Genomic DNA, 26,425 nt, shown 5'->3' on the forward strand with positions numbered 1-26,425 from the left:
ACAATGCTCGCCAACCCGGCATCGATAGCTGGCCGTTGGTTTCTTCATCTGTTTTCGGCGAGGGTTGCTCGTGATTGTTAGTCCCTGTAATGCTCCAAAGAAATCTGTCAAGCGCCTGCGCAGTGCGCTCCTGGCAAGTTCGGCGCTGGTCTGCCTGTTCAGTGCGGGTCAGTTGTGGGCTTTCAGCCTGGATGATGTAGCGGCCAGAGCCAAAGAAATGGCCGGGCAGAAATTCGAAGCGCCGAGAAGCAATCTGCCCAACGAGTTGCGCGACATGAAGTTCGCGGACTACCAGAAAATCCGGTTCCGTGATGACAAGGCCGAGTGGGCGGGCGACAAGACGCCGTTCAAAGTGTCCTTCTATCATCAGGGCATGCATTTCGACACGCCGGTCAAGATCAACGAAGTCACCGCCACGTCCGTTGACGAAATCAAGTACGACCCCAGTCGTTTCGACTTCGGCGACCTGAAGATCGATCCGAAATCCACCGAAAAACTGGGTTATGCCGGTTTCCGTGTGCTGTACCCGATCAACAAGGATGACAAACAGGACGAGATCATGACCATGCTGGGCGCGAGCTACTTTCGCGTGATCGGCAAGGGCCAGGTCTACGGCCTGTCCGCTCGTGGCATGGCCATCGACACTGCATCGCCGTCGGGCGAAGAGTTTCCGCGCTTCAAGGAATTCTGGATCGAGAAGCCAGGCCCGGATGACAACCATCTGGTGATCTTCGCACTGCTCGATTCGCCGCGTGCCACCGGTGCCTATCAGTTGACCCTGCGTCCTGGTACCAACACGCTGGTCGACGTGAAGTCGCGCATGTTCCTGCGTGACAACGTCAACAAGCTGGGCGTTGCGCCATTGACCAGCATGTTCCTGTTCGGTGCCAACCAGCCTTCGCGTGTGCCTAACTACCGTCGCGAGCTTCACGATTCGAGCGGTCTGTCGATTCAGGCAGCCAACGGTGAGTGGCTGTGGCGTCCGCTGAACAACCCTAAACACCTGTCCATCAGCAGCTTCTCGGTCGAGAACCCGCGTGGTTTCGGTCTGTTGCAGCGTGGCCGTGACTTCAGCCAGTACGAAGACCTCGACGACCGCTACGACAAGCGCCCAAGCGCCTGGATCGAGCCGAAAGGTGACTGGGGCAAAGGTACCGTCGAGCTGGTCGAAATCCCGACTGCCGACGAAACCAACGACAACATCGTTGCCTACTGGAAGCCTGAGACCCTGGCCAAGCCGGGCGAGCCGATGGACTTCAACTACCGCATCCACTGGACCATGCAGGAAAACTCGATTCACTCCCCGGATCTGGGTTGGGTCAAGCAGACTCAGCGCTCCATCGGTGACGTGCGTCAGTCCAACCTGATTCGTCAGCCGGATGGCAGCCTCGCATTCCTGGTCGATTTTGTCGGTCCGGTGCTGGCTGCACTGCCTGAAGACAAGACCATTCGCAGCCAGGTGACCACCGACGACAACGTCGAGCTGGTCGAAAACAACCTGCGCTACAACCCGGTCACCAAAGGCTATCGCCTGACCCTGCGGGTGAAGGTCAAGGACTCCGGCAAGCCGACTGAAATGCGCGCTTACCTGCTGCGCGAGATTCCGGCCGAACCGGGCAAGGAACCTGCACTGCTGGTTGCCGACAAGGCAGAAGACAAGAAAGTCGCTGCCAAGGAAGCGGCTGCCAAGGAAGCCGCCAAACCTGCGGCAACCAAGGACACGGACCAGGTAGAAATTGCCAAGGCCGATGCGCCGAAGGTCGAAGCCGCCAAGCCTGAAGCTGCGAAAGGTGATGCATCCAAGCCTGACGCTGCCAAAGGTGAAGCTGCCAAAACCGACGCCGCCAAGGCTGACGTAGCCAAGGACAAGGACGGTAAAGAAATCCAGCAGCCTGAAACCGAGGCCGCGCCCACCCATCCGGAACCGGCCAAGACGTTGCAAGTCATGACCGAGACCTGGAGCTATCAGTTGCCGAGCGATGAGTAATTCTCTACCGGTGCCAGTGTCTCTGAACGAGTACCTGGCGCATTTACCGATGAGCGACGAGCAGCGGGCCGAACTGGCCGGCTGCAAATCCTTCGCCGAGTTGCACGAACGCCTTTCGGCGCAGCCATTCACCGACACTGCCGAGGCCGCACAGGCTTCGGTAGGCCGTCGCCTGACGCTGTCCACAGCCGACGAATTGCAGGACGCCGAGATGCTCGGTGTCGATGCAAGCGGTCGCCTGTGCCTGAAGGCCACTCCACCAATCCGTCGCACCAAGGTCGTTCCCGAGCCGTGGCGCACCAACATTCTGGTGCGCGGCTGGCGTCGGCTGACCGGCAAGACCAATCCGCCGAAGCCTGAGCACGACGATCTGCCACGCGACCTGCCCAAGTCGCGCTGGCGCACGGTCGGCTCGATCCGTCGTTATATCCTGCTGGTTCTTATGCTGGGTCAGACGATCGTGGCTGGCTGGTACATGAAAGGCATTCTGCCGTATCAGGGCTGGTCGCTGGTTTCGCTGGACGAAATCACGCGCCAGACGTTCGTGCAGACTGCTTTGCAGGTCATGCCTTACGCCTTGCAGACCAGCATCCTGTTGCTGTTCGGGATTCTGTTCTGCTGGGTATCGGCCGGTTTCTGGACCGCGCTGATGGGTTTCCTGGAATTGCTGACCGGTCGCGACAAGTACCGCATCTCCGGTGCCAGCGCAGGTAACGAGCCGATTGAAGTCGGCGCGCGTACCGCACTGGTCATGCCGATCTGCAACGAAGACGTGCCTCGTGTGTTCGCCGGTCTGCGTGCGACCTTCGAGTCGGTCGCGGCCACGGGTGACCTGGATCGCTTCGACTTCTTCGTCCTCAGCGATACCAATGACACCGACATCGCCGTTGCCGAGCAGCAAGCCTGGCTCGACGTGTGCCGTGAAGCCGGTGGTTTCGGCAAGATTTTCTATCGTCGTCGTCGCCGTCGCGTCAAACGCAAGAGCGGCAACCTCGATGACTTCTGCCGTCGCTGGGGTGGTGAATACCGCTACATGGTCGTGCTCGACGCCGACAGCGTCATGAGCGGCGAGTGTCTGACCAGTCTGGTTCGCCTGATGGAAGCCACGCCGGACGCCGGTATCATCCAGACCGCGCCACGTGCCTCTGGCATGGACACGCTGTATGCGCGCATGCAGCAGTTCGCCACACGTGTCTATGGTCCGCTGTTCACTGCCGGTCTGCACTTCTGGCAGCTGGGTGAATCCCACTACTGGGGTCACAACGCGATCATCCGCATGAAGCCTTTTATCGAGCACTGCGCACTGGCGCCGTTGCCGGGTAAGGGGGCCTTCGCCGGTGCGATCCTGTCTCACGACTTCGTCGAAGCTGCGCTTATGCGCCGTGCCGGCTGGGGCGTCTGGATTGCCTACGATCTGCCGGGCAGCTACGAAGAGTTGCCACCCAACCTGCTCGACGAACTCAAGCGTGACCGCCGCTGGTGCCACGGCAACCTGATGAACTTCAGGCTGTTCCTGGTCAAGGGCATGCACCCCGTTCACCGTGCGGTGTTCCTGACAGGCGTGATGTCTTACCTGTCGGCGCCGTTGTGGTTCTTCTTCCTGGTGCTGTCCACTGCCTTGCTGGCCGTGAACACGCTGATGGAGCCGACCTACTTCCTTGAACCGCGTCAGCTGTATCCGCTGTGGCCACAATGGCACCCGGAAAAAGCCGTTGCGCTGTTCTCGACCACCATCGTCCTGTTGTTCCTGCCCAAACTGCTCAGCGTCATTCTGATCTGGGCCAAGGGCGCGAAGGGCTATGGCGGCAAGTTCAAGGTCACCATCTCGATGCTGTTGGAAATGTTGTTCTCGGTGCTGCTGGCGCCGGTTCGCATGCTGTTCCACACCCGCTTCGTACTGGCCGCTTTCCTGGGCTGGGCAGCGACCTGGAACTCCCCACAGCGCGACGATGACTCCACGCCATGGATCGAAGCGGTCAAACGTCACGGTCCTCAGACGCTGCTGGGCGCTTGCTGGGCCGCTCTGGTGTTCTCGCTGAACCCGAGCTTTCTCTGGTGGCTGGCGCCGATCGTGGTCTCGCTGATGCTGTCGATTCCGGTGTCGGTGATTTCCAGCCGTACCGGTCTGGGTCTCAAGGCGCGCGACGAGAAGTTCTTCCTGATTCCGGAAGAGTTCGAGCCGCCGCAGGAACTGATCTCTACCGATCAGTACACCCACGAGAACCGCTGGCATGCGCTGAAGGAAGGCTTTATTCGCGCCGTGGTTGATCCACAGCAGAATGCCTTGGCCTGTGCACTGGCAACGTCGCGTCACAAGCAGGCCAGGCCGATCGAAGTGGTCCGTATGGAGCGCGTCGAGCATGCATTGAAGGTCGGTCCGGACAAACTTGGCAATCATGAGCGTCTGATGTTGCTGAGTGATCCGGTTGCCCTGGGGCGTCTGCACGAGCTGGTGTGGAGCGGTGGCCATGAAGAATGGCTGGCAGCGTGGAGAGCTTCCATTGCAGCTGACCCTCATGCGCCGTTGCTGCCATTGCAGCCGCTGAAACCTGAGGTACAACCGGTTCTAGCCTGATCGCCACCCGGTTTGAAAAAGCCCCTGAAGTGCTGCTTCAGGGGCTTTTTTATGCTCGCCCGACTCACGACCGCGCAAGTGACGCGGAGCGTCACAGGCTGCATACCCACGCGGAGCATGGGCACGATCAGTGTGCTCAAGGCCTGTGATCGTTCCTACGACGCTCCGCGTCCGGCCGTGGAGTGACGCGGTGCGTCACGGCTGCATGCGCACGCGGAGCATGGGCACGATCAGTGTGCTCAAGGCCGTGATCGCTCCCACGCTCCGCGTGGTAACGCCTCTCAGGACGCTCCGCGTCCGGTCTGGCAAGCGATCACCCCACTCGGAATTTCCCCACCAGCGCTTTCAGGTGCGACCCCAGGCGGGCGAGTTCTACGCTGGAAGCGGCGGTTTCGTTGCTGGAGGAGGCGGTCTGTTCGGAGATGTCGCGCACGTTGATGACACTGGCATTGATCTGCTCGGCCACGGTGCTCTGTTCTTCGCTGGCGGCGGCGATCTGTTCGTTCATCTGCTGAATGGTGGCCACGGTGCGGGTGATCTGCTCCAGCGCTCCGCCAGCCCGACGGCTGAGTTCGACGCTGCTGTCAGTCAGGCTGCGGCTGTTGTCCAGCGTGGTTGCAACCTGCTGGGTTCCGGTCTGCAGGGCCTCGATCAGCTCTTCGATTTCCTCTGTGGACTTCTGCGTCCGTTGCGCCAGACTGCGAACCTCATCGGCCACAACCGCGAAGCCACGGCCAGCCTCGCCGGCACGTGCGGCCTCGATGGCAGCGTTAAGCGCCAGCAGGTTAGTCTGCTGTGAAACCGACTTGATCACGTCAAGAACCCCCACGATCTTGCTGCTTTCCTGCTTGAGCTGATTCATCGCCTGGGTCGAATTGACGACTTCGCGGGCCAATTGCTCGATCTGAATGACGGCCTGGCCGACCACCTGATCTCCATCCCGCGCTTGTTGGTCAGCCTGGGCAGCCGATTGCGAGGCTTCTTGTGCATTGCGAGCGACCTCCTGCACCGTTGCGGTCATCTCGTTCATGGCGGTGGCGACTTGATCGGTTTCCTCCTTCTGTGTGTTGACCCCCCGGCAGGTCTGTTCGGTCACGGCCGACAGTTGCTCGGCTGCGCTGGCAATCTGCGAGACGCCGTCGCCGATGCCGCCAATCAGCTCTCGCAGGCTCAGGGTCATGGCCTGCATGCTGTTCTGCAGTTGCCCCAACTCGTCGCGGCGTCCGGTTTCAAGGTCCTTGCTCAAATCACCCTGGGCGATCCGGGCGGCAGCGATCAGCGTCTGACGCAAAGGCTCGGTAATCTGCCGAGTCATGATCCAGGCGGCCAGCAGGCCGACCAGCAAGGCCAGTGCAGCAACGCCGGACAGGGTTTTTCTTGAGCTGTCCGCCTCGCTGTCGCGCCGTGTGCCTTGCAGGGTGCTTAGCTCTGCGACGGCGGTAAGCATCTTGTCACCCAGATCCTCCAGTGTTTCCTGACCTGCCTCGGTCTTGATCTGTATGGCCTTGAACCGGGTCAGCTGCTCCCGATACTGCTGCAAGGCCTCGTTGGCAGGCACCAACGCCTGAATATTTTCATCTGCCTGGTCCTGAGAGATTTGCTGCATTTCCTTGAGCGCTTCATCAATTGCGGTCACAGCTGCGCTCTCATCAGCCTCCTTGCCGGTGAAGGTGTAGGCCTGCACCTGATAACGGGCAATCTGAATCTGATGCTTGAGTTGCGAGAGGTTGGTGAACTCGTCCATCCGCTCACCATTGTCCTGCTCCTGACTGACCGCCTTCAACACTTCCGCTTCCACCTGCGCTACGGCTTTTACGGCTTGCTCGGATTTCTGATCAAGCCGGGCGCGCATCTGATCGCGTGCGTCACGGTCGACCCCCAGGTCGGTAAAGGTCTTTTCCATAAGGCTGATCAGTTGGCTCTGGGACTCGAGGCTGGCAAGAGCGTCAGCTTCATCGCTCTGTTTGCGCAGCGAAGCCAGGAGGGCTTCGATCTCATTGAGTCGGTCGACGACTCTGGATACGTTCTCGGGGGTGTTTTCCGTTCGGGCGACGATCCGCTCGGTGCGCAAGTCCTTGGTCAGGCTATTGAGCCGATCAATAGCGGAGAGCGATTCTGAACGATCGATCATCTTGTCCAGGCCATGCCAGCCGGTCAGCGTGATCGCCAGCGTCAACAGCAGTACCAGACCGAAACCGAGTGCCAGTTTGAGTTTGACGCTCAGGTTTCCGAGCGTGTGAGTGATCCTTCCAGGCATTGAAATGCTCCTGCGGTATGCGAACGAAACCAGATTCTGAACAGCACAGAACCTGCGTTATGAACGCATCGGCGAAGAGTTGAATCGCGTGACCTGAACAGGTCGTAGGAGATTTCCGAGTGGATCGGGACAGTGACGGGCGTCACGCAATGACAAGGCAGGGCATCTCCGCACCGTTCAACGGGCGCGGAAATGGCCTCGGTGCAATCAGACAGTAAAGCGGCTCACCAGCGTTTGCAGATGAGTACCCAGGCGCGCCAGCTCGATGCTGGATGCGGCGGTTTCTTCGCTGGCAGCGGACGTTTGTTCCGACACGTCGCGCACGTTGATGATGCTGCGGTTGATTTCTTCGGCCGTGGCGCTCTGTTGCTCGGCGGCAGCGGCGATCTGTTGGTTCATCGACTGGATGGCGGAGACGGTCTTGGTGATATTTTCCAGCGAGCCACCGGCGCGGCGCGTCAGATCGACACTGCTGGCACTCAGTTCGCGGCTGCTGTCCATTACGCTGGCCGCCTGTTGCGTCCCGCTCTGCAGGCTGACAATCAGGGCTTCGATCTCTTCGGTGGACTTCTGGGTGCGTTGCGCCAGGCTGCGCACCTCATCGGCAACCACGGCAAAGCCGCGACCGGCTTCACCGGCTCGAGCGGCCTCGATGGCGGCGTTCAAGGCCAGCAGGTTGGTCTGCTGGGCGACGGATTTAATCACGTCCAGCACGCTGCCGATCTTCTCGCTTTCCTGCTTCAGCGCGCCCATGGCCTCGCTTGAGTTACCGACCGCCGACGCCAGACGTTCGATCTGGGCGATGGCTTCGTTGACCACGCGCTCACCTTCGCGTGCCTGCTGATCGGCCGCGACAGCCGCTTCGGACGCTTCTTCGGCGTTGCGAGCGACTTCCTGCACCGTGGCCGTCATCTCGTGCATGGCGGTCGCAACCTGATCGGTCTCGACCTTCTGGTTGTTGACGCCAGCGCTGGTCTGTTCAGTAACCGCTGACAACTCTTCAGCCGCGCTGGCAATCTGGGTGACCCCATCGCGGATACCGCCGACCAGCTCGCGCAGGCTGACGGTCATGCGCTGGATGGTGCTTTGCAGCCTGCCCAGTTCGTCCTTACGATTCACGTTAAGGTTGCGGCTCAGGTCACCAGCGGCGACACGCTCCACCACTTCCAGGGTTTCCTGCAGTGGCGTCGTGATCTGACGGGTAATGATCAACGCGGCCAGCACGCTGAGCAGCAGCGCCATAACGGTTGCCGCAACGATCATCATGACGGCATGGTCGCTTTCTGCGTCGCGGCTCTTGTTCTGGCGATCGATCATGTCACTGCTGGTGGCCAGCATTTTCACGCCCAGAGCTGTCATTTTTTCCAGCGCCGCCTTGCTGGCAGCCTGCGAGTCCCGGTATACGCCCACCGCTGCGCGGTAGCCTTTCAGGCCCGCGATGGCTTGTTGCAGGGCTGGCGTGAACTCTGAGGACACATCGCCTGCCAGGGTGTTGATACCGGTGACTGCGTCATCAATGGCCTGGTTGGCGTTCTTCTCGAATTCCGGCTTGCCGCTGTAGGTGTAGCCGCGAACCTGAAAGCGTGCCTGCTGGATCAGCTTGCTGACACCCACGATGCCGTTGAAGGCCAGTATGTTGTCTTCCTTGAGCAGCGCCGCTTCGATCTTGTTCGCCTGCTCCACAGCCTTGTCGGCGTTGTCGCCCATCTGGCTGCGACTGCCTTCACGGACTTCGATGGCCTTGGTCATGTCGCCGAACGACTGACGGTATTCGCGCGCCGCCTGGATCTGTCCATCGAGCAACTGAATGTTTTCCGGGGAGCGCAGCAGGTTTCTGGCGCTCTGGAGGGCGGCGTCGAGCTGGTCGAGCGTGGCTCTGACGTCGGTGGCTGTCTCTGCGTTGTACAGCGCCTCGTAGCGCATGCGGCTGATGCGCAGCTGCAGGGTCAGCTCATTGATTTCGGCAATCGCCGTTACGCGATCCCCACGATCGATCAGGGCGTCGGTGCTGAACCAGGCGGTCGTGGAGATCATCAGGGTCATGATCAGCACCAGACCGAAGCCGATGGCCAATTTCAAGCTGACACTCGCGTTGGCGAGACTTTGAGTTAACCCGCGATACATGACCACTCCTCGATGACTCATTCTTGTGCGTATCCATCCCTATCGGCCAGCCATGACGTAACTGAAGCGATTGAGTTGGATGCCGCCTGTCGAATCAGAACAGTCGTGCGAGGAGTGCAGTGACAGCGGTTTCAACCCGCAGAATTCGGTCGCCCAGTTGCACCGGCTGCAGGCCGGATTTGCCCAGCAGGTCGACTTCGTAGGGAATCCAGCCGCCTTCGGGGCCGATGGCGAGGGTGACCGGTTCGGTGACAGCGCGCGGGCAGTCCGGGTAGTCACCGGGATGGCCGACCAGCCCCAGAGTATTCAGCGCCAGTTGCGGCAGACGGTCTTCGACAAAGGGCTTGAAGCGCTTTTCAATTACGATTTCCGGCAGCACGCTGTCGCGGGCCTGCTCCAGCCCCAGAATCAGCTGCTCACGAATCGCGTGAGGCTCGAGAAACGGCGTTTGCCAGAAGCTTTTTTCCACTCGGTAGCTGTTGAGCAGGATGACTTTCGGCACGCCCATGGTCGCTACAGTCTGAAAGACTCTGCGCAGCATCTTGGGGCGGGGAAGGGCTAGCAGCAGGGTAAGAGGCAGCTTGGCAGGCGGCTCGCTGGTCAGCGATACGCGCAGCTCGGCTTCACGCGGTTCAAGGCGAAGCACTTCGGCGGTGCCCAGCAGGCCATTGACGCGACCGACCCGCATACTGTCGCCGACCTCGGCCCGATGCACTTCCTGCATGTGCGTCAGGCGACGGTCACGCAGCACCACCCGGTCGGCCGCAATAAAGTCGGCCTCTTCGAGAAGCAGCAGGTTCACGGCTGAGTCGCGGGCGGCTGGTCTTGCTTGTCGGCTTCCTGTTCTTCATCGTCCGGGTGCTCACCGCGTTTCTTGATGAGTCCGCTGCACAGCACGCCCAGTTCGAACAGCAGCCACATCGGCACGGCCAGCAGGGTCTGCGAGAAGATGTCAGGCGGGGTGAGGATCATGCCGACCACGAAACAGCCGATGACCACGTACGGGCGGATCTTCTTCAGGTACTTCACATCGACAATGCCGATCCAGACCAGCAGCACCACGGCCACGGGAATCTCGAACGCCACGCCGAAGGCGAAGAACAGCGTCATCACGAAGTCGAGGTAACTGGCGATGTCGGTCATCATCGACACGCCTTCCGGCGTCACGCTGGCGAAGAAGTGGAAGATCAGCGGGAAAACCAGGAAGTAGGCGAATGCCATGCCTGCGTAGAACAGGATGATGCTCGACACCAGCAACGGAATCGCCACGCGCTTCTCATGCTTGTACAGGCCAGGCGCGATGAAGCCCCAGATCTGATGCAGGATGACCGGCATGGACAGGAACAGCGCCACCATCATGGTCAGCTTGAACGGCGTGATGAACGGCGAGGCCACGTCGGTGGCGATCATCGTCGCGCCTTCCGGCAGATAGACCCGCAGCGGCGCGGACACGAGCGTGTAGATCTTCTGCGTGAAGTAAAACAGACCGGCAAAGATCAGAAACACTGCGGCAACGCAGCGCAGTAGGCGTGTACGCAGCTCGGTGAGGTGCGAGATCAGCGGCATTTGCTGATCGTTTTCCGGGGTATCTGCGCTCATGGGGCTCGCGGTGGCAATGACGAATCGTGGGCGGGAGAGGGCGTGACGTCCGGTGTCGTGTCGGCGGCAGGTTTCGCGGTTTTCTCGAGCGTCAGCGGTGCCTTGTGGGCAGGCTCTGCCGGGCCGATCTCGTGATGCGATGCTGGCTGGGCAGCCTGCGGCGCGGTCGGCGGAACGATCGGCTCGTAGGCCACTTCAGGGTGCTGTTGCTGAGCGAACATTTTGCGCGCTTCATCTTCCAGCGAAAGAATGTGCTCGTTGTGCAACTGCCGACGGATTTCGTCGGCACCGATTTCACGTTCAACTTCCTGTTTGATCGCATTGAAGCTGCGCTTCAGTCGGCCTATCCACAGGCCTGCGGTGCGCGCTGCGCCGGGCAGTCGCTCGGGGCCGAGCACCAGCAGGGCCACGAGGCCGATCAACAGCAATTCAGAGAAGCTGATACCGAACATGGTCTTAAACCTGGTCTTTGCGGGTCGGCTCTTCGACTTTGTGCGCCTGCGCATCGATGGTATGCGGCTGGTTCAGAGGCGAGCCCTGAGGCGCGGTATACGGTTGTTGAGTCTGAGGTTGAGGCTGTGGTTGCGCAGAAGCTTGATCAGCGTTTTTTTCGTCGTCGTTCATGGCCTTGCGAAAGCCCTTGATCGATTCGCCGACATCAGTGCCCAGACCCTTGAGTTTCTTGGTACCGAAAACCAGTACCACGACGATCAGGATGACGATCCAGTGTTTCCAGTCAAAAATACCCATGAAACAGTCCTCGTAGAAGATTCTTCAAGCTCGAAAGGGGAAGGCAGTCAGTCTGCTGTGCGGGCGGCTTTTTCCGCATGACCGGACAGCCCGAACCGGCGGTCCAGTTCATCGAGCACGGCCTGTGGATGCTGACCCAGTGCCGCAAGCATGACCATGCTGTGGAACCACAGGTCAGCCGTTTCATAAATCACGTCGCTGCAATCACCGCTGACGGCAGCGTCTTTGGCGGCAATGATGGTTTCAACCGATTCCTCGCCAAGTTTTTCCAGAATCTTGTTCAAACCCTTGTGATACAGGCTGGCGACATAGGAACTGTCGGCAGCGGCATCCTTGCGTGATTCCAGCACCTCGGCCAGGCGGGACAGCGTATCAGTCATGTTCAATGGCCTGCATGGTAAATAGCATCAGGATCTTTCAAGACCGGGTCGACGGTCTTCCAGCCTGAATTTTCATACACTCGGTAGAAGCAACTTTCACGGCCAGTGTGGCACGCGATGCCGCCGATCTGCTCGACCATCAGGATGACGACGTCGGCATCACAGTCCAGGCGCAGTTCATGCAGTTTTTGCACATGACCCGATTCTTCACCTTTGCGCCAGAGTTTGCCACGCGAACGCGACCAATAGATTGCACGATTCTCGGACGCCGTCAGGCTCAGGGCCTCGCGGTTCATCCAGGCCATCATCAGTACGCGACCGGTCTTGTGGTCCTGAGCGATTGCAGGCACCAGACCGTCGCTGTTCCAGTGAATCTCGTCCAGCCAGTCTTTCATATCTACTCCGGCAGCCGGACTTGAGGCCCGGCGGGTTGAACAGTGTGCCAGCGCCATGCGCTGCTGGCTATCGGCGAACGATCAGATACAGCCCGGCAATGAGCATGATCGCCGCGGGCCAGGCCGCAAGTGTCGGCAGTTGCGTACCGGCTTCGCTGATCACCCAGCCCTGTATGACACCACCTGCCAGCAAGGCCGAGCCGATCAGTCGCAAGGCCCAGCCGTCCCTGTTCTCGCGCCATGGGTTTGGCGGGTCGGAAGCGTGCGGGCGGGACAGACGCTCCAGCAGGTCGCGTGTCATGTTGGCGATGTGCGGCAACTGCTCGACCTGCGATTGCAGATTGCTAACCAGTGTCTTGGGGCTGACGCGTTCGCGCATCCAGCGTTCCAGATAGGGTTGTGCGGTGCTCCAGAGGTCAAGCTCGGGATATAGCTGGCGACCCAGACCTTCGATGTTGAGCAGGGTCTTTTGCAGCAGGACCAGTTGTGGCTGGACCTCCATGTTGAAGCGGCGTGCAGTCTGGAACAGGCGCATCAACACCTGCCCGAAGGAAATGTCCTTGAGCGGCTTCTCGAAGATCGGCTCGCACACGGTGCGGATCGCTGCCTCGAACTCATTGAGTTTGGTTTCGGCCGGCACCCAGCCCGAATCAATGTGCAATTGCGCCACGCGACGGTAATCGCGCTTGAAGAAAGCGAAGAGGTTGCGGGCCAGATAGTCCTGGTCTTCCGGTGTCAGGCTGCCGACGATGCCGCAGTCGATGGCGATGTACTGCGGGCTCCAGGGGCTGACTGTGCTGATGAAGATGTTGCCTGGGTGCATGTCGGCGTGAAAGAAGCTGTCGCGGAAGATCTGCGTGAAAAAGATTTCCACTCCGCGCTCGGCGAGCAGTTTCATGTCGGTACGCTGATCGGCCAGGGTCGCCAGATCGGTCACCTGAACGCCGTAGATGCGTTCCATGACCAGCACTTTCGGGCGGCACCAGTCCCAGTAGACCTGCGGCACATACAACAGCTCGGAGCCTTCGAAATTGCGACGCAACTGGCTGGAGTTGGCGGCTTCGCGCAGCAGGTCCAGTTCGTCGTAGATGGTTTTCTCGTAGTCCATCACCACTTGCACCGGGTGCAGCAATCGCGCATCGGCTGATACGCGCTCGGCGGTACGGGCCAGGATGAACAGCCACGCCAGATCCTGGCCGATGATCGGTTTCAGGCCGGGACGCACCACCTTGACGACAACCTCTTCGCCGGTCTTCAGACGAGCGGCGTGTACCTGCGCGACCGAAGCCGACGCCAAGGGTGTTTCATCGAAGCGGCTGAACACGTCGCAGATTTTCGCGCCAAGCTGTTCTTCGATCAGCTTGATGGCCAGATTCTGGTCGAACGGCGGTACGCGGTCCTGCAGCAGCATCAGTTCGTCGGCAATGTCCTCGGGCAACAGGTCGCGCCGGGTCGAGAGCAGCTGACCGAACTTGATGAAGATCGGCCCGAGATCCTGCAAGGCCAGACGGAAGCGTGCGCCACGGCTCAGCTCCGATTTGCTGCGCGGCAGCCAGCGCCACGGCAGCACGAAACGAACTGCCAGCATCCACCACGGCAGGGGCAGGGCGAACAACAGGTCATCGAGGCGGTAGCGAATAACGACACGTTGAATGCGAAACAGACGGCGGACGGCAAGCAGCTTCATGCGTTATCGCTGGAATTGAGGGATCGGGCAAGGCGCGCAAAACGCGCCTCGAGGCGTTCCAGATCGAGTTTGATCTGGTCGAGTTCGGCAAAGCGGGCTTCGGCTTCATGTTTGCCGACCAGGGTGCGCGACTCTTCGCTGAAGTAGTCGGCCGCGTTCTGGCTCAGGCTCGCCACACTATCACGCGTCCAGCGCGCACTATTGCGTAAATGGCCGCTGAGCAGTTGGCTGGCCACAGGACCCAGCCAGCGGGACAGCTCGTGTTCCCAGTCCAGCTCAAGGTCCTGAAGGATCCCGACCAGTTCCAGCAGTACACCACTGTCGCCATCCAGCTCGACTTCAGGACCGTGCAGCACGGCCGTCTTGTCCTTGCTCAGGGCCAGACGCAGCAGGCTCGACGCCGGAGCACGAAGGGTGCAGTCGGCATCGGCGGCCCATTCAGGGGCCAACAGCAGGCCCTCGTCGCTGGGCAGAATGTAGATTTTCAGGGACGGATCGCGGCAATCGATCTTGATCACATGGCCGGACAACCGCGCCAGACGCGGCAGCGCCGTGCTGTCCAGACGCAACATGCGGTTGATACCGTGCTCAACGCTGGCGAGCAGCCCCCGAAGCAACATTACGGTTTGATACCGCGGTGCAGGGCGACGATACCCGAGGTCATGTTGTGATAGGTCACGCGGTCAAAACCGGCTTCTACCATCATCGACTTCAGGGTTTCCTGATTGGGGTGCATGCGAATCGACTCGGCCAGGTAGCGGTAGCTTTCCGAATCGTTGGTCACCAGCTTGCCCATGAACGGCATGAACGCGAAGGAATAGGCGTCGTAGGCCTTGGACATCAGCTTGTTGGTCGGCTTGGAAAACTCCAGCACCAGCAGGCGACCGCCGGGCTTGAGCACGCGCAGCATGGAACGCAGGGCGTCTTCCTTGTGCGTCACGTTGCGCAGGCCGAAGGCGATGGTCACACAGTCGAAATGGTTGTCCGGGAACGGCAACTTTTCAGCGTCGGCCTGGACGAATTCCACATTGCCGGCAACGCCCAGGTCGAGCAGTCGGTCGCGGCCGACCTTCAGCATCGAGGCGTTGATGTCGGCCAGTACCACGTGGCCGGTCGGGCCGACGAGGCTGGAGAACTTGCGGGTCAGGTCGCCCGTGCCGCCCGCGATGTCGAGCACGCGGTTGCCGGTACGAACGCCCGAGAGTTCGATGGCAAAGCGTTTCCAGAGCCTGTGCATGCCGCCGGACAGCAGGTCATTCATCAGGTCGTACTTGGCCGCTACCGAGTGGAATACCTCAGCGACTTTTTCTGCCTTCTGGCTTTCCGGTACATTTTTGTAACCGAAGTGAGTCGTAGGTTCGGCATCGCTGCCTTTGCGCTGATCGTTCATATCGCTTCACCGGAATAGATTGCGGGCCATTCTAATCGTCAAGGCTGGCTTTGTCTTGACAAGGCTCACCGCCAACGCTTTCTTGGATGCAGACGGGTGTATATAGTTGCGCCGCATTTCATACGATCATCAAGGAACACTCTCATGGCGAAGATAACGGTTGAGCGCCCTCATTCCCTGGGCCGGGAGCAGGCGCGCGAGAAGGCGGAGCAGTTGGTGGAAAAGCTGGCCGACCGATATGGCCTGGCCCATGAGTGGGTAGGCGACACCGTGAAACTTGAAGGCAAGGGCGCCAAGGGCAAGGTGGAAGTCGAGGACGAGCTAATTCGCATCAACATCGACCTGAACTTCATCCTGTCGACCATGAGCGGCTCGATCAAGTCCGAGGTCGAGCGTGTGCTGGACAAGGCACTGGCTGCCTGAGACTGTCCGAGCCGTAATGCCCCGTTTGTCGGGGCTCAGCAGGCCGCCGGGCTCTGCTCCCTTCCTTTCACCCTAGGGTGAGCATTCTAATTTTTCTCCGTAGCTTTGAGCCCATGCCCCTGTGGGGCGGTTCCTTCAACTTTCGAGCATGAGGTGCACCATGGCCAGAGTTACCACCAGGAAAAAAATCGAAGACGAACAGGCTTCCACCTTTTCCGACGTCAAGCTGTATGCCCGCAAGATCTGGCTGGCAGGCCTGGGCGCCTACGCCAAGGTCAACGAGGAAGGTACGCAGTACGTCAAAGAGCTGATCAAGACCGGCGAGCAGACTGAGAAAGAAGCCAAAAAAGCCCTGGATGAAAAGCTTGAAGCCGCGAACAGCGAAATGGACTCGATCAAGGGCGAAGTCTCCGATACCAAGGGGCGCGTCGAAGCGCAACTCGACCGAATCGAAAGTGCTTTCGACCGCCGCGTCGCAAAGGCCTTGAACCGGATTGGCATCCCGTCTAAACATGATGTTGACACGCTCTCTGCTAAGCTCGATGAGCTGACGGCATTGCTTGAACGTGTCGGGCCCAAGAAGCTCGAACGCTCTGAGCCTAAACGACTCGAACGTTCCGAGCCTGGACAATAAGGAGAGCAGGATGGCTGGCAAGAAAAAGGTAGAGAAAGAAGGCAGCTCCTGGATTGGCGAGGTTGAGAAGTACTCTCGCCAAATCTGGCTGGCTGGTTTAGGCGCTTACTCCAAGATAAGCAATGACGGCAGTAAGCTTTTCGAGACGTTGGTAAAAGACGGCGAAAAGGCCGAGAAGCAGACCAAGGCCGAAGCGCAGAAACAGATCGACGAAGTCAAGGACACCACCAAGGCGGCCAAGTCCCGTGTCGGTGATGTCAAGGACATGGCTTTGGGCAAGTGGAGCGAACTGGAAGGTGCGTTCGACAAGCGTCTGAACAGCGCCATTTCGCGTCTGGGTGTGCCGAGCCGTAACGAAGTCCAGGCATTGCACAGCAAGGTCGATCAGTTGACTCAGCAGATCGAGCAACTGACCGGCGCCAAGGCTCGTCCGGTTGCGCCGCGCGCTGCTGCCGCGCCCAAGCCTGCTCCCAAGACCACGGCCAAACCGCTGAAAGCAGCGGCCAAAACCGTCGCCAAGACAGCGGACAAGGCTGCGGATAAAGCAGCAGCGGCCAAGCCTGCGGCCAGAAAGGCGGCCGCCAAGCCGCTTGATGCTGCAGAGAAAGCGGCGTCCAAAACGGCCAGCAAGGCCAAGGATGCCGCCAAGCCAGCCGCCAAACCGGCTGCGCCGAGAAAGCCGGCAGCCAAAAAAGCGGCCGCGCCCAAGCCCGCCGCTTCGGCCACGGCAGACAGCCCGAAACCGGCTGCCGCGCCAACGCCTCCACCGGAAGCACCCGCCAACCAGCCTTCGTAAGAAGACCGGAAACGCCAAGGCCCGACCTGCTCAGCAGGTCGGGTTTTTTGTTGGGCGGGAAATATAGCTATCGGCCAAACCTGAAAGAGGTGTTTGGCTCTACAGTGGATATCTGTTTGACAGATATCTGTATTTGAGATAAAAAATGCTTTCGTGTAGGGATGCCGAAGACTTGAAGACATGCGGGTAATAGCAAAAACGACGGTTGCGAAAGCCATCGAAGCTCATAGTCAGTGGAAGGCGGCACTGAGTTTGTGGCTCACCACCTTTGACAGGGCGACTCTGCGCTTTGAGTCTTTCGAGCAGCTTCGAGATACCTGGGTCACCACTTCCGGATGGAACGTTGATCGAATCCCCTGCTCGAAGCTGAGACAGCCGAGCCTTAAAGGGCCTCTTGATGTGTATGTCTTCGACATCAAGAAAAACGAGTGCCGGATTATTGCGTGGATTAATACCCGGAATGGCACTATTTATATAAAGGATATTCTGCCCCACGCCGGTTATGACAAGTGGTGCAAGAGTGACGTTAAGTAGTTGATCAGGACGATCGGTTCTATCTATGTATAACGTAATTATAGGTGACGCAATGAAGCATGATAAGAACGGAGCCACTGGGCTGGATTCCTTCATCGCTAACATTTCACCGATGCTTGATGGCTTAAACGATCAGATAGCAACGATGGCCCAGTTATTGGCTGCTTGTCATGATCCCGTCAAGAGTGACACTGACTTGAAGGGGCGGATGGCGCTGATCAATGAGCTTTACTCTCATGCAGACAGTGAAGATCACGCAGCCGCGCGCTTTGCGGAGCTGGTGGCCGAGCGTGTGTATGAGTACGAGACCGAAACCGTTTTGATTCCTTACTCCTCTCAGGCGGAAGCACTGGCTTTCCTGATTTCGGACAGGGGAGTCAGACAGAAGGATTTGTCAGGTGTTGCCACTCAAAGTGCTGTTTCCGAGATACTGAACAACAAGAGGAAAATGACGGTTGCTCAGATAAAAGGCTTTGCAGAATTTTTTAAAGTGCCCGTCGAGTTTTTCATGCATGGCGTCGTCTGATTCTTTTATGTTTAATCATTTTTTTGAAGCGTGAACGTTCGACCGCCTCCCCTCGGAAACAGGCATTCAAGGTACCGCTGTTTATAATACGAAGGCCGCCGCGTAACATGTGCCTGGCTTTTTTGCGGATGCCTTTATGTTCTGCTCGGATGAAGGCTGTGACGATGTCGCCTCTCACCGCCCCAGATACTCCATCGCAATCTGCTCGGCTGCCTGCCTCGAGGTGGGTAGCAGGTGCGGGGTGACGAGCATCATGATCTGGTACACCACCACCCGCACGTCGCCTTCACGGCCAAGAATGCGCTGGTAATCCAGCGAGAACAGCAGGGTCATGGTGATCTGCTCCACCAGTTGCCCCAGTGCCTGGGTTTCGCTGACCAGTTGGCCTTGGGATTTCAGGCGGGCCAGCAGTGAGGCCAGGGTGCGTTTGAGTGAGTTGAGCAGGTTGCGGATGCCACGTGCCAGCTTGGGCAGGCGTCCGGCGAGGTTGGACAGGTCCTGAAACAGAAATCGGTAGTGCGACAGGCGCTCGACGATCAAGTGCAGGAACATCCAGTAGTCTTCGGCATTGAGCCTTGCGTCGGCGGGCGGGTCGAGCAGAGGGGCGAGTTCGGTCTGGAAGCGTTCGAACAGACCCAGAATCAGCGGCTCCTTGCCGTGAAAGTGGTAGTACAGATTGCCAGGGCTGATACCCATTTCGTTGGCGATTTCCAGCGTCGAGACGTTGGGTTCGCCCTGTTGATTGAACAGCGTCAGCGCACATTCGAGGATACGGTCGCGGGTTTTCATCCAGTCTTCTTGTTCGAGAATCCAAAGTCATCAGGAGGCAAGGGGCGCACCGCACAGGGTGGCCCCTTCAGGTCAGGCCATCAGCGCATGTGCACGTAGGTGCCCGGCGCGGCTTCCATCGGCGGGTACTTGGCGTTGCCCAATTCCATGCGGGTCTCGCGCTCACTGCCGGAACGCTCCTGAATCCAGGTCAGCCATTCAGGCCACCAGCTGCCTTCGTGTTTCTGGGCGTCGTAATACCAGGCGCGCGGGTCGCCGCTGAGCTTGCCGTTCTCTACGTAATTGGCTTTCGGATTGCCCGGCGGGTTGAGGATGCTCTGCACGTGACCACTGTTGGACAGCAGGAAACGACGCTCGCCGCCCAGCAGCAGGGTCGAGCGATAGACCGAATCCCAAGGCGTGATGTGGTCGTTGATGCCGGCGACGCTGAAACTGTCCACTGTGACTTTCTGCAGATCGATAGGCGTACCGCAGACCTCCAGTCCGCCCGGATGGCTGAGCGGGTTGTGCTTGAAGAAATCCAGCAGGTCGCCGTGCAGCGCGGCCGGCAGACGTGTGGTGTCGTTGTTCCAGTACAGAATGTCGAACGGCGGTGGTGCCTTGCCCAGCAGGTAGTTGTTGACCCAGTAGCTCCAGATCAGGTCGTTGGGCCGCATCCAGGCAAATACCCGGCTCATGTCGCTGCCCTCCAGCACACCCCGCTGATAGGAGCGACGTTTGGCGGCTTCCAGTGCTTCTTCGTCAATGAACAGCGTGGCCGGGCTTTCGATCTGGCTGTCCAGCAGGCTGACCATGTAGGTCGCGCTTGCCACTCGCCGTATCTGGCGCTTTGCCTGCAAATGGCCTTGCAGCGCGGCGATGGTCAGACCACCGGCGCAGGCTCCGACCATGTTCACTTCACGGGCACCGGTGATTGCCCGGCACACATTCATCGCTTCTTCGGTGGCCTCCACGTAACTGGACAAGCCCCATTCCCGATGCCGCACATCCGGGTTGCGCCAACTGATCACGAAAGTCTGCAGGCCATTCTTGAGTGCGTATTGCACAAAGCTGTTGGTGGGGCTCAGGTCGAAGATGTAGTACTTGTTGATCTGCGGCGGGACAATCAGCATCGGTCGGCTGAACTGCTTTTCGCTCATCGGCTTGTACTGGATCAGCTCAAGCATCTCGTTGCGAAACACCACTGCGCCGGGTGTTGCCGCCACAGTCCGACCAATTTCAAACGCGTCTTTGGTGGTCTGGCTGGGCAAGCCGTTGTTGTGCAGCAGATCATCGGCCATGTGGCTCAGACCCTTGATCAGGCTGGTGCCGCCGGAATTGAACAGCTCCTTGACCGCCAGCGGATTGAGCAGGGTGTTGGTTGGCGACAGGGCATCGTTGAGCAGGTTGAACAGAAAGTGCGCCCTTGCGCGGTCATCCTTGGACAGGTCGCAGTCATCGATCCAGCGTTTGACCTGGTGCTGCCAGCTCAGATAAGCCTGCAAGCCACGACGGTACAGCGGGTTGAGGCTCCAGGTCGGGTCGGCGAAACGGCTGTCGCGCGGGTTGGGCGGATGCGGCGTCTCGCCCAGCAGCATCACGCGCCCCAACTGACCGCCCAGCGCCAGGGCGTGGCGGGCGCTGCGAAAGGGATGGCGCAAGCCTTGGGTGGCGACACTGCGCAGGGTGGAAAACAGATCGCGTCCGCGCAGGCCGGTCACGGCGCTTTGCACGTTGATGAAGGTGGCCGGCGTCATTTCGGCAACCTTCGTGGGTTTTTCTTGCATGAGGGCAACACTCCTTCGTCAAGCCATCAACTCATGGACTGGCGCAGGCCCCGTCGCGGCGGCCTGCGTCGTTCTGCGCGGTTCGACACTCCTGTCTCTGGCGCAGTCGGTGAAGCTTTTTTGTTCGCGAAGCGTTCCAGTGCCTTCGACCGTGACGGACGGATTCAGCGCGCTCTGGGAGGTACAGGTTGCGGGTGCATGACTGCGCGTTGTCGTTCCTGTTGCAGAAAACTCATGATGATGGGAGCCACGGCTTCGGCTCGAGTGATCAGGAACAAATGCCCGTCATCGATTATGTGTAGCTGGGCATTGGGTATCCGCCAAGCCAACAGGCGCATATTGACCAACGGGATCAATGGATCGTCATCACCCGCCAGCACCAGCGTCGGCTGATGAATCTTGTGCAGCCAGTGGATACTGGTCCAGCCCATGCCTGCGAACAGCTGCCAGTAGTAACCGAGCTTGCCGGACGAGCGGACCTTCGCCGCATGGTTGGCCGCCAGATGAGGGTCGCGACGGAACGCACCACCATAGATTTCCGGTGCGATACGGATCACGTGCGAAGGCTGGATGTACCGGCGCGGACTTGCCATCAGCCACAGCACCCGTGGCTTGCCGGGCACCATCGCCATACCGGCCGCAGTCGCGGCCAGCACCAGCTTCTTGCAGCGTTCGGGGTAGTCGTGGGCGAACTGCTGTGCCAGCGCACCGCCCCACGACACGCCAATCGCATTCACCTGCCCGTAGTCCAGATAATCGAGCATGCGCGCGGCCAGCTTCGCCAGCCCCGGAAAGCGGTACGGACGTTTGGGTGTGGAGGAGCCGCCGACGCCTGGCACGTCGAACGCGATGACTTCCAGATCCGGGTCCAGCGCGTCGACGAACGGAAACACCAGCTCGAGGTTGGCACCGATGCCGTTGAAGATCAGCAGCGGCGTCAAATGGCTCTTGCCGGGTCGCACAGCGGTGCGAATGGTATGACCGTCCAGGTCGATGGAGCGAAATACAAACGGTTGAGGCATGCGCAAAGCCCTGTTGGTTAAACCGCTGGGAAAGCTGTCCTGCGTTTCGACCAGATCGTACGTCTGTCATTCGCCTAACGAGCACTGCCGGTCACTTCCATAGTGAACGGCAGTGCGCCTTCTTCCTTGAGTCTAGCGTTCGTGAACGTAGGTGCCGGGTGCCGCTTCGCCTGCCGGGAATGTTTTATTGCCAAGTGTGGTGGGCGCTTTCTTGAGCTTGCCCGAACGCTCGGTCTGCCAGGCCTGCCAGTGCAGCCACCACGAGTCTGTGTGCTTGGTACCGTTTTCCTGCCATTCGTCTGGCGTGGCTGGCAACTCGGTGTTGGTCATGTAGCGCGACTTGGGATTGCCCGGCGGGTTGAGAATGCTCTGGATGTGCCCGCTGCTGGACAGCACGAACTCGGTCTTGCCGCCGAACAGACGGGCGGACTTGTAGCAGGACGGCCACGGCGTGATGTGGTCATTGGTGCCTGCCAGACAGAACACATCGGTGGTCACCTGTTTCAGGTCGATCGGTGTGCCACAGACTTCCAGCGCGTTCGGGCGAGTCAGCGGGTTGTTCTTGAACATCTCGATCAGGTCGCCATGAAAGGCCGCCGGCAGACGCGTGGTGTCGTTGTTCCAGAACAGGATGTCGAAGACCGGCGGTTCATTGCCGAGCAGGTAGTTGTTGACCCAGTAATTCCAGATCAGGTCGTTGGGTCGCATCCACGCGAACACCTTGGCCATGTCCCGGCCTTCCAGCACGCCTGCCTGATACGAATGGCGCTTGGCGGTTTCCAGGGTCTGCTCATCGACGAACAGGGCGACATCGGTGTCCAGCGTGGTATCCAGCACGCTGACCAGCAGGGTCATGGCGTTGATCTTCTGCTCGCCGAGGGCTGCGTAATGGCCCAGCAGGGCGGTGCAGGTGATGCCGCCGGAACAGGCGCCCAACACGGTCAGGTCCTTGCTGCCGGTGATCGCCAGGACTACGTCCACGGCTTCCTTCAGCGCCTCGATGTAGGTCGACAGGCCCCACTCGCGCTGGGCCTTGGTCGGGTTGCGCCAACTGATGATGAACGTCTGCACATTGCTGCGCAGACAGAAGCGCGCCAGGCTCTTTTCCGGGCTCAGATCGAAGACGTAGAACTTGTTGATCTGCGGCGGAATCACCAGCAGTGGCTTTTCGTGGACCTGCTCGGTGATCGGCTTGTACTGGATCAGTTCGAGCACATCGTTGCGAAACACCACCGCGCCTTCGGTCGTCCCGAGGTTCTTGCCCACCTCGAACGCGTCCATGTTCACCTGGCTGGGCATGCCACCGTTGTGCACCAGGTCTTTGGCGAGGTGTGACAGACCGTCGAGCAGGCTTTTGCCACCGGTTTCAAAGAAGCGCTTCACGGCGGCAGGGTTGGCGGCCGAGTTGGTGGGCGACATGGCTTCGGTCATCAGATTGATCACAAAGTGAGCACGGCTGACGTCCTGCGGGGTGAGATTGCTACCGCCAATCCAGTCATGCAGCTCCTTGCGCCAGGCAAGGTAAGTCTGCAGATAGCGGCGATACAGCGGGTTCTGGCTCCAGGCCGGGTCGGCAAAGCGTCGATCATCCGGGGACGGCTGCAGAGCGGATTTGCCGAACACCACCTTTCTGAGTTCGGTACCCAGATGAGCGACATGCTTGAGGCTGTGGATCGGTTGTCTGATGGCCTGGCGTAGCACCATGCGTGCGGTGGTCAGTAAGTCCTTGCGACGCAAGCCCACCACCGGATTGAGATTCAAGGTGTGTTCAGAGGCCTGGCGCTGCAGGTCATCGTCTTTCGTGTTACTCATCTACGACGCTCCGTTGTCCTGAGACGAGTACCGCAACTACTTCCCTGTGAACCAGTGACACAGGCGAATAGCCGGTACTACTGCTCGTGTGACCTAAGATGGCTTGGCAGCCAATTTCCCGATTTTCACGCAGGCTACCGCGAAGGCATCTGAACAGCTGCGCTTCGTGTAACCACTCCTTGCATACCGCGTCTGCGCATCGGATCGATGCGGAGGAAATTGCCAATGCCATTGGTTACGCGAGATTTCAAAAAATCGCAAGCGGCGTCAGTCATTGGCCGCTGCGCGGAACATTGAAACAAATTCGATTAGAAAGCGCGTCCTAAAACGGCAGATGGCGTGCCAGAGCGGCTGGGGCGGGGTTTTGCGGGTCAAAGCATGAGTTTGACGACGTGCTCGGAGGGGTCGCGGGACTTGCCGGCTTTTTCCAGCTCCTGAAGATAGTCCGCCCACAAGGCTTCCTGACGCACGGCCAGTTCGTGGAGGTATTCCCAGGTGAACAGGCCGCTGTCATGACCATCGTCGAAGGTCAGTTTCAGCGCGTATTGCCCGGCCGGCTCGACTTTCGTCAGGCCTACATTCAGTTTGCCGTGTTGCAGAATCGGTTTGCCGTGGCCCTGAACCTCGGCTGAGGGAGAATGCACCCGCAGCAGCTCGGCAGGCAGGTGATATTCCTCACCGGACGCGTATTTGAGCGTCAGGGTCTTCGAGGCCTTGTGCAACTGAATGGCGCTGGGGATTGGGCTCATGGATTCCGGTTTCGATGTTCAAGGCGATGCATGCACAGGAGCGCTTTTCGGCGCCCCTGTGCAGTCTGGCAGGCTTACAGAATGTAACGCGACAAATCTTCGTCCTTGGCCAACTCGCCCAGGTGACTGTTGACGTAATCGGCGTCGATGGCGATCGGCGCAGCGTCAGGGCTGGAGGCCATGTCGCCTGCGCTGAACGACACTTCCTCAAGCAGGCGCTCAAGCAGCGTGTGCAGGCGGCGGGCACCGATGTTCTCGGTCTTCTCGTTGACCTGCCAGGCGATTTCCGCCAGACGCTTGATGCCTTCGGGCTTGAATTCGATATTCAGGCCTTCGGTCTTCAGCAGCGCGCAATACTGCTCGGTCAGCGATGCGTGCGGCTCGCTGAGGATGCGTTCGAAATCCTGCGGCGACAGGGCCTTGAGCTCGACGCGGATTGGCAGACGACCCTGAAGCTCGGGCACCAGATCGCTCGGCTTGCTCAGGTGGAATGCACCGGAGGCGATGAACAGGATGTGGTCGGTCTTGACCATGCCCAGCTTGGTGTTGACGGTGCAGCCTTCGATCAGCGGCAGCAGGTCGCGCTGAACGCCTTCGCGGGACACGTCCACGCCACCAGAATTGCCGCGCTTGGCCACCTTGTCGATCTCGTCGATGAACACGATACCGTGCTGCTCGACGGCTTCCAGCGCCTTGACCTTCAACTCTTCGTCGTTGACCAGACGGCCCGCTTCTTCTTCACGGACCAGCTTGAGCGCTTCCTTGACCTTGAGCTTGCGGCTCTTCTTCTTGCCCTTGCCCATATTGGCAAACAGGCTCTGAAGCTGGTTGGTCATTTCTTCCATGCCGGGCGGAGCGGAGATATCGACGCCCACGGCTTCGTTGATCTCGATCTCGATTTCCTTGTCATCCAGCTGACCTTCGCGCAGGCGCTTGCGGAACAGCTGGCGAGTGTTGGAATCGTTGGTCTGCACCGGGTCTTCGTTGAAACCGACACGGGCCGGTGGCAGCAGGGCATCGAGGATGCGGTCTTCGGCCGCATCTTCGGCACGATGGCGAACCTTGACGATTTCCTGCTCGCGCAGCAGCTTGATCGCAGCGTCCGCCAGATCACGGATGATCGACTCGACATCGCGGCCGACATAGCCGACTTCAGTGAACTTGGTCGCTTCGACCTTGATGAACGGCGCGTTGGCGAGCTTGGCCAGACGACGGGCGATTTCGGTCTTGCCGACACCGGTCGGGCCGATCATCAGAATGTTCTTCGGCGTCACTTCGACGCGCAGCTCTTCAGGCAGCTGCATGCGGCGCCAGCGGTTGCGCAGGGCAATCGCGACGGCGCGCTTGGCATCGTCCTGGCCGATGATATGGCGGTTGAGTTCGTGGACGATTTCGCGGGGAGTCATGGACATATGTTTGACGGTCCTCTAGCGCAAACAAGCCGGCAGCGGCTTATTCGGCGAGGTCCTGCTCCTCAATGGTGATGTTGTGGTTGGTGAACACGCAAATGTCGCCTGCGATGTGCAGGGACGTTTCCGCGATTTCGCGTGCCGACAGATCGGTCTTGAGCAGCAGGGCGCGTGCGGCGGCCTGAGCGAATGCACCGCCGGAGCCCATCGCGATCAAACCGTCTTCCGGTTCGACGACATCGCCGTTGCCGGTGATGATCAGCGAGGCGTCTTTGTTGGCGACGGCCAGCATGGCCTCCAGACGGCTCAGCGAGCGGTCGGTGCGCCAGTCCTTGGCCAGTTCGACGGCTGCCCGCACCAGATGGCCCTGGTGTTTTTCCAGTTGGCCTTCAAAGCGCTCGAACAGCGTGAATGCATCGGCGGTAGCGCCAGCGAACCCGGCAATCACTTCGCCGTGGTACAGGCGACGCACTTTCTTGGCGTTGCCTTTCATGACGGTATTGCCCAGGGAAACCTGGCCGTCGCCAGCCATGACGACTTTGCCGTGACGGCGCACTGAAACGATGGTGGTCAAGGGGAGAGTCTCCACGCAGCGGGGCGAAAATGCCCTGATGCAGACTCATATGGGGGTGGGGGCGGGTATTTCAACCGTTGAGGATGAATGGCTGCCTCAACACTGATCGTGCCCATCGCTCCGCGTGGGCATGCCTCCCGTGACGCTCTGCGTCACAAATGGCACAGAATGCGGACTCAGTGAGCCGAGCGCATGGCTCAAGTCACCTTTTCGCCCCTCGGCGACCTACTTTGACGGGGCAAAGTAG

The 26,425-nt window shown here is 59.6% G+C and carries 25 protein-coding genes and 1 pseudogene; 7 read left to right on the forward strand and 19 right to left on the reverse strand.

Annotation, left to right across the window (positions count from 1 at the left end; genetic code table 11):
* The first annotated feature begins 64 nt into the window (after positions 1-64).
* Positions 65-1,987, forward strand: coding sequence for a glucan biosynthesis protein G (locus AO065_RS10615; protein ID WP_269815885.1), 1,923 nt, complete (start codon positions 65-67; stop codon positions 1,985-1,987).
* The gene (gene mdoH / locus AO065_RS10620) at positions 1,980-4,562 is read left to right on the forward strand and encodes a glucans biosynthesis glucosyltransferase MdoH (protein WP_004882697.1); all 2,583 of its coding nucleotides are present in this window, start codon (positions 1,980-1,982) and stop codon (positions 4,560-4,562) included. The genes AO065_RS10615 and mdoH overlap by 8 nt, the downstream gene beginning before the upstream one ends.
* Positions 4,563-4,875: 313 nt before the next feature.
* Here mdoH and AO065_RS10625 read toward each other — a convergent pair whose 3' ends face one another.
* From AO065_RS10625 to ubiE, 12 genes and pseudogenes are all read right to left on the reverse strand, one after another.
* Positions 4,876-6,819: a methyl-accepting chemotaxis protein gene (locus tag AO065_RS10625; RefSeq protein ID WP_004882696.1), complete on the reverse strand. Its 1,944-nt coding sequence runs from the start codon at positions 6,817-6,819 to the stop codon at positions 4,876-4,878.
* A gap of 207 nt (positions 6,820-7,026) precedes the next feature.
* On the reverse strand, positions 7,027-7,890 hold the full coding sequence (locus tag AO065_RS27990; RefSeq protein WP_449121666.1) for a methyl-accepting chemotaxis protein: 864 nt from the start codon (positions 7,888-7,890) through the stop codon (positions 7,027-7,029).
* Positions 7,882-8,964, reverse strand: a pseudogene (locus AO065_RS27995) (methyl-accepting chemotaxis protein); the annotation flags it as partial. The gene AO065_RS27990 and the pseudogene AO065_RS27995, both read right to left, overlap by 9 nt.
* Positions 8,965-9,037: 73 nt before the next feature.
* Entirely contained in the window at positions 9,038-9,745 is a 708-nt protein-coding gene (locus AO065_RS10635) for a 16S rRNA (uracil(1498)-N(3))-methyltransferase (RefSeq protein ID WP_004882694.1), read from the reverse strand.
* Positions 9,742-10,542 (reverse strand): twin-arginine translocase subunit TatC, encoded by an 801-nt coding sequence (gene tatC / locus AO065_RS10640; protein ID WP_004882693.1) that lies wholly within the window; start codon positions 10,540-10,542, stop codon positions 9,742-9,744. The genes AO065_RS10635 and tatC overlap by 4 nt, the downstream gene beginning before the upstream one ends.
* Entirely contained in the window at positions 10,539-10,994 is a 456-nt protein-coding gene (gene tatB / locus AO065_RS10645; RefSeq protein ID WP_004882692.1) for a Sec-independent protein translocase protein TatB, read from the reverse strand. The genes tatC and tatB overlap by 4 nt, the downstream gene beginning before the upstream one ends.
* Before the next feature lie 4 nt (positions 10,995-10,998).
* Positions 10,999-11,292, reverse strand: coding sequence for a twin-arginine translocase TatA/TatE family subunit (locus AO065_RS10650; protein WP_004882691.1), 294 nt, complete (start codon positions 11,290-11,292; stop codon positions 10,999-11,001).
* A gap of 47 nt (positions 11,293-11,339) precedes the next feature.
* Positions 11,340-11,672: a phosphoribosyl-ATP diphosphatase gene (locus tag AO065_RS10655; protein ID WP_004882690.1), complete on the reverse strand. Its 333-nt coding sequence runs from the start codon at positions 11,670-11,672 to the stop codon at positions 11,340-11,342.
* A 2-nt stretch (positions 11,673-11,674) separates the two neighbouring features.
* Positions 11,675-12,067, reverse strand: coding sequence for a phosphoribosyl-AMP cyclohydrolase (gene hisI / locus AO065_RS10660; protein ID WP_004882689.1), 393 nt, complete (start codon positions 12,065-12,067; stop codon positions 11,675-11,677).
* A gap of 67 nt (positions 12,068-12,134) precedes the next feature.
* Positions 12,135-13,754 (reverse strand): ubiquinone biosynthesis regulatory protein kinase UbiB, encoded by a 1,620-nt coding sequence (gene ubiB / locus AO065_RS10665; RefSeq protein ID WP_004882688.1) that lies wholly within the window; start codon positions 13,752-13,754, stop codon positions 12,135-12,137.
* Entirely contained in the window at positions 13,751-14,374 is a 624-nt protein-coding gene (locus tag AO065_RS10670) for a ubiquinone biosynthesis accessory factor UbiJ (RefSeq protein WP_004882687.1), read from the reverse strand. Before AO065_RS10670 ends, ubiB begins: the two co-directional genes overlap by 4 nt.
* The gene (ubiE, locus tag AO065_RS10675) at positions 14,374-15,144 is read right to left on the reverse strand and encodes a bifunctional demethylmenaquinone methyltransferase/2-methoxy-6-polyprenyl-1,4-benzoquinol methylase UbiE (protein WP_004882686.1); all 771 of its coding nucleotides are present in this window, start codon (positions 15,142-15,144) and stop codon (positions 14,374-14,376) included. Before ubiE ends, AO065_RS10670 begins: the two co-directional genes overlap by 1 nt.
* Before the next feature lie 144 nt (positions 15,145-15,288).
* Here ubiE and AO065_RS10680 point away from each other — a divergent pair, with 144 nt between their 5' ends.
* From AO065_RS10680 to AO065_RS10700, 5 genes are all read left to right on the forward strand, one after another.
* Complete coding sequence (locus tag AO065_RS10680; RefSeq protein WP_004882685.1) at positions 15,289-15,567, forward strand: polyhydroxyalkanoic acid system family protein; 279 nt, start codon at positions 15,289-15,291, stop codon at positions 15,565-15,567.
* A gap of 160 nt (positions 15,568-15,727) precedes the next feature.
* Positions 15,728-16,201: a phasin family protein gene (locus AO065_RS10685; RefSeq protein ID WP_004882684.1), complete on the forward strand. Its 474-nt coding sequence runs from the start codon at positions 15,728-15,730 to the stop codon at positions 16,199-16,201.
* A gap of 10 nt (positions 16,202-16,211) precedes the next feature.
* Positions 16,212-16,997 carry a phasin family protein gene (locus AO065_RS10690; protein WP_004882683.1) on the forward strand — a complete coding sequence of 262 codons (786 nt, stop codon included), beginning with the start codon at positions 16,212-16,214 and terminating at the stop codon, positions 16,995-16,997.
* 180 nt (positions 16,998-17,177) lie between these two features.
* Positions 17,178-17,531: a type II toxin-antitoxin system HigB family toxin gene (locus tag AO065_RS10695; protein WP_004882682.1), complete on the forward strand. Its 354-nt coding sequence runs from the start codon at positions 17,178-17,180 to the stop codon at positions 17,529-17,531.
* Between the two features lie 52 nt (positions 17,532-17,583).
* Positions 17,584-18,057, forward strand: coding sequence for a helix-turn-helix domain-containing protein (locus AO065_RS10700; protein ID WP_025993919.1), 474 nt, complete (start codon positions 17,584-17,586; stop codon positions 18,055-18,057).
* Between the two features lie 174 nt (positions 18,058-18,231).
* Here the strand turns inward: AO065_RS10700 and AO065_RS10705 are convergent, their stop codons facing one another.
* The 7 genes from AO065_RS10705 to hslV all read right to left on the reverse strand — a co-directional run bounded on the left by AO065_RS10705 (position 18,232) and on the right by hslV (position 26,178).
* Entirely contained in the window at positions 18,232-18,846 is a 615-nt protein-coding gene (locus AO065_RS10705; RefSeq protein ID WP_004882680.1) for a TetR/AcrR family transcriptional regulator, read from the reverse strand.
* An 80-nt stretch (positions 18,847-18,926) separates the two neighbouring features.
* Positions 18,927-20,612, reverse strand: a complete 1,686-nt coding sequence (phaC, locus tag AO065_RS10710) for a class II poly(R)-hydroxyalkanoic acid synthase (protein WP_004882679.1) — start codon at positions 20,610-20,612, stop codon at positions 18,927-18,929.
* 164 nt (positions 20,613-20,776) lie between these two features.
* Positions 20,777-21,634 (reverse strand): poly(3-hydroxyalkanoate) depolymerase, encoded by an 858-nt coding sequence (gene phaZ / locus AO065_RS10715; protein ID WP_004882678.1) that lies wholly within the window; start codon positions 21,632-21,634, stop codon positions 20,777-20,779.
* A gap of 132 nt (positions 21,635-21,766) precedes the next feature.
* A complete protein-coding gene (gene phaC / locus AO065_RS10720; RefSeq protein ID WP_004882677.1) occupies positions 21,767-23,446 on the reverse strand; it encodes a class II poly(R)-hydroxyalkanoic acid synthase in 1,680 nt (559 codons plus the stop codon).
* 371 nt (positions 23,447-23,817) lie between these two features.
* On the reverse strand, positions 23,818-24,195 hold the full coding sequence (locus tag AO065_RS10725; RefSeq protein WP_004882676.1) for a gamma-butyrobetaine hydroxylase family protein: 378 nt from the start codon (positions 24,193-24,195) through the stop codon (positions 23,818-23,820).
* A gap of 74 nt (positions 24,196-24,269) precedes the next feature.
* Positions 24,270-25,607: an HslU--HslV peptidase ATPase subunit gene (gene hslU, locus AO065_RS10730; RefSeq protein ID WP_004882675.1), complete on the reverse strand. Its 1,338-nt coding sequence runs from the start codon at positions 25,605-25,607 to the stop codon at positions 24,270-24,272.
* 40 nt (positions 25,608-25,647) lie between these two features.
* On the reverse strand, positions 25,648-26,178 hold the full coding sequence (gene hslV / locus AO065_RS10735) for an ATP-dependent protease subunit HslV (protein WP_004882674.1): 531 nt from the start codon (positions 26,176-26,178) through the stop codon (positions 25,648-25,650).
* Positions 26,179-26,425: the final 247 nt, after the last annotated feature.

The organism is Pseudomonas viridiflava (assembly GCF_001642795.1).
GTDB lineage: Bacteria > Pseudomonadota > Gammaproteobacteria > Pseudomonadales > Pseudomonadaceae > Aquipseudomonas > Aquipseudomonas viridiflava.

Bases quoted from the DNA above. Each gene is read 5' to 3' on its own strand.
- phaZ (WP_004882678.1), bottom strand. From the start codon at position 21,634: ATGCCTCAACCGTTTGTATTTCGCTCCATCGACCTGGACGGTCATACC.
- AO065_RS10680 (WP_004882685.1), top strand. From the start codon at position 15,289: ATGGCGAAGATAACGGTTGAGCGCCCTCATTCCCTGGGCCGGGAGCAG.
- AO065_RS10685 (WP_004882684.1), top strand. From the start codon at position 15,728: ATGGCCAGAGTTACCACCAGGAAAAAAATCGAAGACGAACAGGCTTCC.
- AO065_RS10670 (WP_004882687.1), bottom strand. From the start codon at position 14,374: ATGTTGCTTCGGGGGCTGCTCGCCAGCGTTGAGCACGGTATCAACCGC.
- ubiE (WP_004882686.1), bottom strand. From the start codon at position 15,144: ATGAACGATCAGCGCAAAGGCAGCGATGCCGAACCTACGACTCACTTC.
- phaC (WP_004882677.1), bottom strand. From the start codon at position 23,446: ATGAGTAACACGAAAGACGATGACCTGCAGCGCCAGGCCTCTGAACAC.
- AO065_RS10655 (WP_004882690.1), bottom strand. From the start codon at position 11,672: ATGACTGATACGCTGTCCCGCCTGGCCGAGGTGCTGGAATCACGCAAG.
- ubiB (WP_004882688.1), bottom strand. From the start codon at position 13,754: ATGAAGCTGCTTGCCGTCCGCCGTCTGTTTCGCATTCAACGTGTCGTT.
- AO065_RS27990 (WP_449121666.1), bottom strand. From the start codon at position 7,890: ATGACCGTCAGCCTGCGCGAGCTGGTCGGCGGTATCCGCGATGGGGTC.
- tatB (WP_004882692.1), bottom strand. From the start codon at position 10,994: ATGTTCGGTATCAGCTTCTCTGAATTGCTGTTGATCGGCCTCGTGGCC.
- AO065_RS10690 (WP_004882683.1), top strand. From the start codon at position 16,212: ATGGCTGGCAAGAAAAAGGTAGAGAAAGAAGGCAGCTCCTGGATTGGC.
- AO065_RS10705 (WP_004882680.1), bottom strand. From the start codon at position 18,846: ATGAAAACCCGCGACCGTATCCTCGAATGTGCGCTGACGCTGTTCAAT.
- AO065_RS10700 (WP_025993919.1), top strand. From the start codon at position 17,584: ATGAAGCATGATAAGAACGGAGCCACTGGGCTGGATTCCTTCATCGCT.
- mdoH (WP_004882697.1), top strand. From the start codon at position 1,980: ATGAGTAATTCTCTACCGGTGCCAGTGTCTCTGAACGAGTACCTGGCG.
- hslU (WP_004882675.1), bottom strand. From the start codon at position 25,607: ATGTCCATGACTCCCCGCGAAATCGTCCACGAACTCAACCGCCATATC.
- AO065_RS10625 (WP_004882696.1), bottom strand. From the start codon at position 6,819: ATGCCTGGAAGGATCACTCACACGCTCGGAAACCTGAGCGTCAAACTC.
- AO065_RS10695 (WP_004882682.1), top strand. From the start codon at position 17,178: ATGCGGGTAATAGCAAAAACGACGGTTGCGAAAGCCATCGAAGCTCAT.
- hisI (WP_004882689.1), bottom strand. From the start codon at position 12,067: ATGAAAGACTGGCTGGACGAGATTCACTGGAACAGCGACGGTCTGGTG.
- AO065_RS10650 (WP_004882691.1), bottom strand. From the start codon at position 11,292: ATGGGTATTTTTGACTGGAAACACTGGATCGTCATCCTGATCGTCGTG.
- tatC (WP_004882693.1), bottom strand. From the start codon at position 10,542: ATGAGCGCAGATACCCCGGAAAACGATCAGCAAATGCCGCTGATCTCG.
- AO065_RS10725 (WP_004882676.1), bottom strand. From the start codon at position 24,195: ATGAGCCCAATCCCCAGCGCCATTCAGTTGCACAAGGCCTCGAAGACC.
- phaC (WP_004882679.1), bottom strand. From the start codon at position 20,612: ATGCAAGAAAAACCCACGAAGGTTGCCGAAATGACGCCGGCCACCTTC.